We start from the raw sequence: 6,599 nt of genomic DNA, 5'->3' as shown, positions 1-6,599 counted from the left end.
GACGACAACGCAGCGTGGGGGCACCTCCCGTGCCCGAAGGGCTACGGGGGAGTGCGTGCCAGGGCACGCGAGCCCGGCAAGATCGGCCGGACAGGACCTAGGCCTGACCTAGGCCCTGTCCGGTGGATGTGGCCTAGAGCAGCGGCTTGAAGCTGTTGACGTGGGTCGTCTCGTAGCCGAGCGACTCGTAGAGCCTGAGCGCCGGGGTGTTGTCCGCGAAGACATGCAGTCCGAGCAGCGGCAGCCCGGCGTCCAGCGCCACGCGCTCGGCGAGCAGCATCAGGGACCGGCCGTGACCGCGGCCGCGCTGTCCCTCGACGACCTCGACGTCGTACACGTACGCACCCTGCTCACCGGGGCGCACCTCGCGCGGGCCGACGAGCACATGGCCCACGACCGCGCCCTCGTGAACCAGGACTTCGATCCGGATGCCGGGACTGGCGAGGCCGTCGGGCAGGAGCGCGCGATGCTGGGTCTCCGACTTGGCGTGCGCCTCGTCGGCCGGGACCCCCCTGTCGATCCAGTTCTGCGCGTAGCTCTCGACGGCCCTGGCACGCCACTGCACGAACTCCGCCTCGCTCATCGGGCGGCCCTCGACACTCGCCGGCAGCGCGGGGGGCCCGTCGGGCAGGTCCTTGAGCATGTTGCGGCCGCGCTCGACGTAACCGAGTGCGGTCGCGAGCCGCGTGGCGGCGGCGGCTCCCGGCGGTACGGAGACCTGCACCTGCGTGCAGCGCCAGCCGCGCAGCACCTCCTCGGCGGCGAGCGCGGCGACGGTACCGCGCCCGCGCCGCCGGTCCGCCTCGTCGATGCTCAGCGAGCGGATCGTGCCCGCGGTGGCGCTGAGGTCGGGAAACGTGGCGATCTCGATCCGGCCGACGGGACGGCTGTTCACGCAGACCTCGTAGACGCGTGACTGCGCGCCGTCCGCCTCGCGCTGAAGCGGCCCGGTCGGCCGCAGGGTGGTGGTCATCAGGGGTGTTCTACCTGCCCGGCGGCCGCCCGTCACGGGCTTTTACCGAGCCTTCGGATCCTGGTCCGCGGCCGCCCGCTCCTCGAAGATCCGCATCGCCTTGGCAGTCACCGGCCCTGGCACATCTGCGAGCTCGCGCCCGTCCACGCGCCGGACCGCCTGTACGTCGCGCAGGGTCGAGGTCAGGAAGATCTCCTCGGCCCGCTCGAGCACGTCGAAGGGCAGGACTGTCTCCTTGGCGCCGGTCCACTCCACGGTCAGCGCGCGGGTGATGCCCGCCAGGCAGCCGGAGGAGACGGGCGGGGTGTGCAGCTCGCCGTCGATGACGACGAAGACATTGGAGCCGGTGCCCTCGCAGAGCTGTCCGACGGTGTTGGCGAAGAGCGCCTCGGACGCGCCCTGCTCGCTCGCCCTGGCGAGTGCGACGACGTTCTCGCCGTACGACGTCGTCTTCAGCCCGGTCAGGGCGCCGCGCTCATTGCGGGTCCAGGGGACCGTGATCACCGCGGTGGTGTCGGGGCGGCGCTTGCTCTCGCCGAGCGCCACGACCAGCGTCGGTCCTTCGGTGCCGCGGTCCGAGCCGAGCGGCGACGGGCCGCCGGTGTACGTGATGCGCAGCCGCCCGAGCTCCATGGGATTGGCTTCCAGTACGGCCGCACAGGCGCGCCGCACCTCGTCCAGGTCCGGGTCCGGCAGGCCAAGGCCGCGGGCCGAGCGGGTCAGCCGGTCGAGGTGCCTGGTGAGGGCGAAGGGCTGCCCGTGCACCGCCTTGACCGTCTCGAAGATGCCGTCGCCCACGGTCAGACCGTGATCGAACACGGACACCCGGGCGTCCTCGGCATCCGTGAGTCCGCCATTGACCCAGAGCTTCATCCAGCTGTCCTTCCGCTTGCCGCGTACACCCCCGACGCTACCGCGAGCAGCCGGGACGCCTTCAGTACGGTCTCGTCCCACTCGCGCTCGGGGTCGGAGCCCCAGGTGATCCCGGCGCCGGTGCCGAAGCGGAGCACCGGCCCCGCCGGCTGGTCGCGGTCGATCCAGAAGGTGCGTATGCCGACGGCGAGCTCGCCGGTGCCGCGGTCGGCGTCGACCCAGCCGATGCCCCCGCAGTACGGGCCGCGTGGTGCCGTCTCCAGGGCATCGATGATCTTCAGCGCACTGGACTTGGGCGCACCGGTCACCGAGCCGGGCGGGAAGGTGGCCGCGAGCAGCTCCTGCCAGCCCGCCTTGGGCCCCAGCTCGCCGCGGACGGTCGAGACGAGGTGCACCAGGCCGGGGTGGGGCTCCACCGCACACAGCGCGGGAACGGTGACCGTGCCCGTGGCGCAGACCCGCCCCAGATCGTTGCGGACCAGGTCCACGATCATCACGTTCTCGGCGCGGTCCTTGTCCTGGAGGTCCTCGGCGGTGCGGCCGGTGCCCTTGATCGGTCCGGACTCGACGATGTGCCCGTTGCGCCTGAGATAGAGCTCGGGGGACGCGGTGGCGATCTCGACGCCGTGAGCGGGCAGCCGAATCGTTCCGGCGTACGGGGCGGGGTTGCCGCGTGCCAGCAGCGCGGTCAGCGCGTCGACGTCCGCGGCGTCCGGGTCGGGCAGGGGCGCGGAGAGAATTCGGCAGAGGTTCGCCTGGTAGACCTCGCCCGCCGCAATGTGTTCGCGGATGCGGCGTACACCGGCGGTGTACTCCTGCCGGTCGAGCGAGGAGATCCAGTCGCCGGCAGCGGGTCCGCGCCAGCGCCCCGGCACGGGCTCGGGCACCGGCTCCGTACGCACATCGTCGAAGCGGGCGCAGGTCAGACGGCCCTCGAAGTCCGCGGCGACCGCCCAGAAGCCGGCGGAGCCGAGTGCCTCCGGGTCACTGGTGACATCACGGAGGTTCGTGGCGAGGAGGTGGCCGAAGCGGGCCAAAGGAGCAAGGTCGTGCACGTCTGTGAGTCTATGGCGGGCGCCGATGGGCCGCTGCGGCGTGAACACACCTCAGCACGCTGCGGAAACGCGTTTTTGTGCTGGCCCAGGAATCCGCTAGAGTTCAACACGTCGCCGGGACGCGCAAGCCGAACGGAAACGACAAGCGGACGTGGCTCAGTTGGTAGAGCATCACCTTGCCAAGGTGAGGGTCGCGAGTTCGAATCTCGTCGTCCGCTCGATGGGGGATCTTCCCGAACCCCTGCACTCCGGGTGGAGTGGCCGAGAGGCGAGGCAACGGCCTGCAAAGCCGTCTACACGGGTTCAAATCCCGTCTCCACCTCCAAGGACGATTAGCTCAGCGGGAGAGCGCTTCCCTGACACGGAAGAGGTCACTGGTTCAATCCCAGTATCGTCCACTGGATCCGCGAGGATTCGCGCGCGATTAGCTCAGCGGGAGAGCGCTTCCCTGACACGGAAGAGGTCACTGGTTCAATCCCAGTATCGCGCACGCAGTACCACGCAAGATCGCAGTACAACTCAAGATCGTCCCGCGCGATTAGCTCAGCGGGAGAGCGCTTCCCTGACACGGAAGAGGTCACTGGTTCAATCCCAGTATCGCGCACCAGCCAGAACCCCCGGCCGTCTCGACGGCCGGGGGTTCTGTCGTCACCTGGGCCTGTCCCGTCAGCCCGTGAAGAGCTGGGTGGCCTTGTGGATCAGCTCGTACAGGCCGTAGGCGAAGGGCACGGCCACCCAGAGCCAGACCGCGACGCCGAGCGCCCTACGACTCCTGGTGCTGCTGCTCATGGGGCTTCTCCTCCGTCTGCTGCGGCTCGTGGAAACGGGGATGGACGGGACGTACGAGTTCGTTGGCGACGAAGCCCACCGCCAGCAGCCCGATCATGATGTAGAGCGAGGCGGTGTAGAGGCTCGGTCCGGTGCGGCCGGCCGATTCCTGGGCGTCAGCGACCCAGTTGACGATCAGCGGCCCGAGGACGCCGGCGGTGGACCAGGCGGTGAGCAGCCGGCCATGGATGGCGCCGACCTGGTAGGTCCCGAAGAGGTCCTTCAGATAGGCGGGGATCGTCGCGAATCCGCCTCCGTAGAAGGACAGGATCACCAGCGCGCAGACGACGAACAGCGGCTTGGAGTCATTGCCGAGCTGGACGATCGCGAAGTACATCAGCGCGCCGACGCCGAGATAGACGCGGTAGATGTTCTTGCGGCCGATCAGGTCCGAGGTGGACGACCACAGGATGCGGCCGGTCATGTTCGCGAGGGAGAGCAGGGCGACGAAGCCCGCCGCGGCGGAGGCCGTCACGGCGGCGGAGGTGTCCGCGAAGAAGTCCGTGATCATGGGGGCGGCCTTCTCCAGGATGCCGATGCCCGCGGTCACGTTCATGCAGAGGACGACCCACAGGCACCAGAACTGCGGGGTGCGCAGGGCGCTGTGGGCGGAGACATGGGCGGTGGTGATCAGGGCGCGGGTCTGCTGCTTCGGCTGCCATCCGGCGGGCTTCCAGCCCTCGGGCGGTACGCGTACGAGGGCGACGCCGAGGGACATGAAGACGGCGTACGCCAGCCCGTGGACCAGGAAGGCGGTGGCGATGCCGGAGCTGTCCGTACCGAAGGACTCCAGCATCTGGGTCGACCAGGGGGACGCGATCAGCGCGCCGCCGCCGAAGCCCATGATGGCAATGCCGGTGGCCATGCCGGGGCGGTCGGGGAACCACTTGATGAGCGTGGAGACCGGGGAGATGTAGCCGATGCCGAGGCCGATGCCGCCGATGAAGCCGTAGCCGAGTACGACGAGCCAGTACTGGCGGGTGGCGGCGCCGAGGGCGGCGACCAGGAAGCCGGAGGAGAAGCAGACGAGGGAGACGAACATGGCCCAGCGCGGGCCGTTGCGTTCGACGAGGGTGCCGCCGAAGGCCGCGGAGAGGCCGAGCATGACGATGCCCAGCTGGAAGGGGAGGGCGCTGGCGGTACCGGAGAGGCCCAGCGAGGACTCGAGCGGGGGCTTGAACACGCTCCAGGCGTAGGCCTGTCCGATGGAGAGGTGGACCGAGAGCGCGGCGGGCGGGACGAGCCAGCGGCTCCAGCCGGGGGGTGCGACGGTGCGGGACCTGTCGAGGAAGGTCATGGTTCCGAACCATAGACATCGGCCATGCACATGACTAGATGACGGGCCGAATCCCGTCGACGGTATGCAAGTTGACGGTATGCAATGCGGGCCCGGGAGTTGTCCTCCCGGGCCCGAGCAGGTTCACGAGGTGGTTCAGGAGGAGAACAGCATCCGGCCGAAGCTCTTCTGGCGGTAGTGGCCGCCGTGGTGTCCGCCGTGGTGCGGGGCGCCCCAGGCGGGCGCGGGGGCGGCCGGGTAGGCCTGCGGGGCCGGCGGCGCGGGCGGGGCCTGCGTCCACTGCGACTCCAGGCGGGTCAGGGACTCCAGCTCGCCGTAGTCGAGGAATATCCCCCGGCAGCCGCTGCACTGCTCGATCTGGACGCCATTGCGGTTGTACGTGTGCATCGCTGCATGGCACTTGGGACACTGCATGATTCTGCTCAGCTCCTCGCCGTTCGGTCGACGTCGCCGGGATGCATGCCCGGTGACGGGAGGTTCAGCCTACGACGGAGGCTCGAACTCCAACTCGGGCGGGAGGTCGGCAATTCGGGCACAGGCATCGATCATGACCTGCTCGACATCGTCCGGTTCGCGGTGTTCTGCGGCGGATTTCGCGAGGGCGAGGGCGGCGGTCTGGACGGTCAGGGCGCGGGCGGGGACGTCGAGTTGGGGCCAGGGGTCGGCGTCGCCGGTGACCGCGGGCCCTTGTGCGGCCGTGTACGCCCCGAGGAAACGCAGCCAGATCTCCGGGGGCAGCAGGCCCGCGGCGTACCAGGCGGCGGGCCGGGCCAGATCCCAGGAGGGGTCCCCGAGGCCGAGGTCGTCGACGTCGATGAGCAGCCAGGGGCCGGCGGGGGCGGGGTGGCGGACGAGCTGGCCGAGATGGAGGTCGCCGTGGCAGAGCGTGCCGGCGCGGGGCGAGGGTCCTTCGTCGCGGGCCCAGGCGGGCAGGCGCGCCCAGGCCCGCTGGACGGTGGCGGCCGCGGGGTGGGCCCCCGTCGCCGCACGCATCCGCGCAACGGCCAGGGCGGCCTTGGCGGGGCCGCGCATGGGCGGGAGGGGGCCGGGGAGCCCGGCGGGCCCGACACCGTGAAGCCGGGCCAGCAGGACGGCGGCTTCCTCCCAGGGGGCGGCGTCGGGATCGGCGGGGTCCACAGGGAGGCCGTACGGCCAGGCCGTGACGGGTCTGCCGCCGACGTCCCCGGCGGGGAGCGGGACGGGGGGCAGGAGGATGCCGGTGAGGCGGGGGTGGGCGGCGACGGCGAGGCGGGCGCGATGGCCCTCGGGGTCGGTGCCGGGGGCGTGCGCCTTGGCGACGGCTTCCCCGTGCCGTACGACGGCGCCGTCGTCCCGCTCGGCGAGCACGGCCTCGTCCCGCCCGCAGGCGCGGCAGGTCTGCCTGGGCGCGACGAGATGCGCGGCGTCGCGTGCGACGCCGGCGAGCGTGCGGACGACGTCTGCGGTCACGGTCTCCCCCGGGCTGCGGTTTCTCTGGCGGGGAGCCTACGCGGCGGTGGTTTCCCCCACCCCGCCCCTTCCCGAAACCCCGAGGGGGAGGGGGTGGGGGGGGGGGGGGGGCCCCCGCCCCCCC

7 protein-coding genes and 5 tRNA genes are annotated in these 6,599 nt (G+C 71.0%); 5 read left to right on the top strand and 7 right to left on the bottom strand.

Going from position 1 to position 6,599, the window contains the following annotated elements; genetic code table 11:
* Nucleotides 1–133: 133 nt before the first annotated feature.
* The 3 genes from ABZS64_RS38905 to ABZS64_RS38895 are packed head-to-tail and all read right to left on the bottom strand — an operon-like array spanning nt 134 to nt 2,901.
* A complete protein-coding gene (locus tag ABZS64_RS38905; protein WP_355839882.1) occupies nt 134–973 on the bottom strand; it encodes a GNAT family N-acetyltransferase in 840 nt (279 codons plus the stop codon).
* A 42-nt stretch (nt 974–1,015) separates the two neighbouring features.
* Nucleotides 1,016–1,846, bottom strand: coding sequence for an aminodeoxychorismate lyase (locus tag ABZS64_RS38900; protein ID WP_355839880.1), 831 nt, complete (start codon nt 1,844–1,846; stop codon nt 1,016–1,018).
* Nucleotides 1,843–2,901 carry a chorismate-binding protein gene (locus ABZS64_RS38895; protein WP_355839878.1) on the bottom strand — a complete coding sequence of 353 codons (1,059 nt, stop codon included), beginning with the start codon at nt 2,899–2,901 and terminating at the stop codon, nt 1,843–1,845. The genes ABZS64_RS38900 and ABZS64_RS38895 overlap by 4 nt, the downstream gene beginning before the upstream one ends.
* A gap of 145 nt (nt 2,902–3,046) precedes the next feature.
* Between ABZS64_RS38895 and ABZS64_RS38890 the strand changes: the two genes are divergently transcribed.
* From ABZS64_RS38890 to ABZS64_RS38870, 5 genes are all read left to right on the top strand, one after another.
* Nucleotides 3,047–3,119, top strand: a tRNA-Gly gene (locus ABZS64_RS38890).
* A gap of 33 nt (nt 3,120–3,152) precedes the next feature.
* Nucleotides 3,153–3,226: transfer RNA gene (locus ABZS64_RS38885), tRNA-Cys, on the top strand.
* Nucleotide 3,227: 1 nt separating this feature from the next.
* Nucleotides 3,228–3,299 (top strand) — tRNA-Val (locus ABZS64_RS38880).
* A gap of 20 nt (nt 3,300–3,319) precedes the next feature.
* Nucleotides 3,320–3,391 (top strand) — tRNA-Val (locus ABZS64_RS38875).
* Between the two features lie 42 nt (nt 3,392–3,433).
* A tRNA-Val gene (locus tag ABZS64_RS38870) sits at nt 3,434–3,508 on the top strand.
* Between the two features lie 59 nt (nt 3,509–3,567).
* Here ABZS64_RS38870 and ABZS64_RS38865 read toward each other — a convergent pair.
* From ABZS64_RS38865 to ABZS64_RS38850, 4 genes are all read right to left on the bottom strand, one after another.
* Nucleotides 3,568–3,690 (bottom strand): hypothetical protein, encoded by a 123-nt coding sequence (locus ABZS64_RS38865; protein WP_355839876.1) that lies wholly within the window; start codon nt 3,688–3,690, stop codon nt 3,568–3,570.
* Nucleotides 3,665–5,026, bottom strand: a complete 1,362-nt coding sequence (locus ABZS64_RS38860) for an OFA family MFS transporter (RefSeq protein ID WP_355839874.1) — start codon at nt 5,024–5,026, stop codon at nt 3,665–3,667. Before ABZS64_RS38860 ends, ABZS64_RS38865 begins: the two co-directional genes overlap by 26 nt.
* 135 nt (nt 5,027–5,161) lie before the next feature.
* On the bottom strand, nt 5,162–5,440 hold the full coding sequence (locus tag ABZS64_RS38855; RefSeq protein WP_142216086.1) for a zf-TFIIB domain-containing protein: 279 nt from the start codon (nt 5,438–5,440) through the stop codon (nt 5,162–5,164).
* A gap of 69 nt (nt 5,441–5,509) precedes the next feature.
* Complete coding sequence (locus tag ABZS64_RS38850; RefSeq protein WP_355839871.1) at nt 5,510–6,475, bottom strand: aminoglycoside phosphotransferase family protein; 966 nt, start codon at nt 6,473–6,475, stop codon at nt 5,510–5,512.
* Nucleotides 6,476–6,599: the final 124 nt, after the last annotated feature.

The organism is Streptomyces sp. NPDC005408 (genome assembly GCF_040606445.1).
GTDB lineage: Bacteria > Actinomycetota > Actinomycetes > Streptomycetales > Streptomycetaceae > Streptomyces.
The sequence above is the reverse complement of the archived record's forward strand: the minus strand, read 5'-3'. Positions and strand labels throughout refer to the sequence as shown.